The sequence below is a fragment of the Bartonella sp. AC130YNZD genome (genome assembly GCF_042196865.1).
Taxonomy (GTDB): domain Bacteria; phylum Pseudomonadota; class Alphaproteobacteria; order Rhizobiales; family Rhizobiaceae; genus Bartonella.
In genome coordinates, this window is the sequence record NZ_JBHIQZ010000147.1 from 1 (window position 1) to 755 (window position 755).

Annotated in this window: 1 protein-coding gene; it reads left to right on the forward strand. The window is 37.9% G+C overall.

Translation table 11 applies throughout. From position 1 onward, the window contains the following. Positions 1 to 755, forward strand: a 755-nt coding sequence (locus ACFINU_RS10490) for a type IV secretory system conjugative DNA transfer family protein (RefSeq protein WP_375667715.1), incomplete at both ends; no start/stop codon positions are given.

Consider the following 755-nt stretch of genomic DNA (forward strand, 5'->3'; position numbering starts at 1 on the left):
TTCATTCGTGAAACTCTTGGGGTCTTTACCAATATGGCACCGCAAACTTTCTCTGGTGTTTATGCTACTGCTTCTAAAGATACCCAATGGCTTTCCCTTGATAATTATGCCAACCTTATAAGTGGTAAAGACTTTAAAACAACTGATATCACAAAAGGAAATATTGATATCTTTTTGAATATTCCATCAAAAATTCTAAAATCTTACCCTGGTGTGGGACGTATTCTTGTTGGTTCTTTTCTCAAAGCTATGGAAGCCGCTAATGGAAACTATGAAAAAAGAGTCCTCTTTGTTTTAGATGAGATTGATCTTTTAGGATATATGAACATCTTAGAAGAAGCACGTGACCGTGGGCGTAAATATGGAATATCTCTCATGCTCTTTTACCAATCTGTAGGACAAATTGAACGTCACTTCGGTTCATCAGGTGCTATGGCATGGTTTGAAAGCTGTGCTTTTGTAAGTTATGCCGCTATTAAAGATATTAAAACGGCTGAAAATATATCAAAGGCATGTGGTAAAATGACTGTTGAAGTGAAAGGATCAAGCAAATCTCTAGGAACATCAGGAGCAAAAGGGACAGAGAGTCTCAATTTCCAGCAGAGACCTTTAATTTATCCTCACGAAATTACCCAAGAAATGCGAAAAGACGAACAGATCATTCTCATGCAAGGGCATCCCCCTATTCGTTGCGGACGTGCCATATATTTCAGAAGAAAGGATTTAAGGGCTCTTGCTAACAAAAATAGATTTGC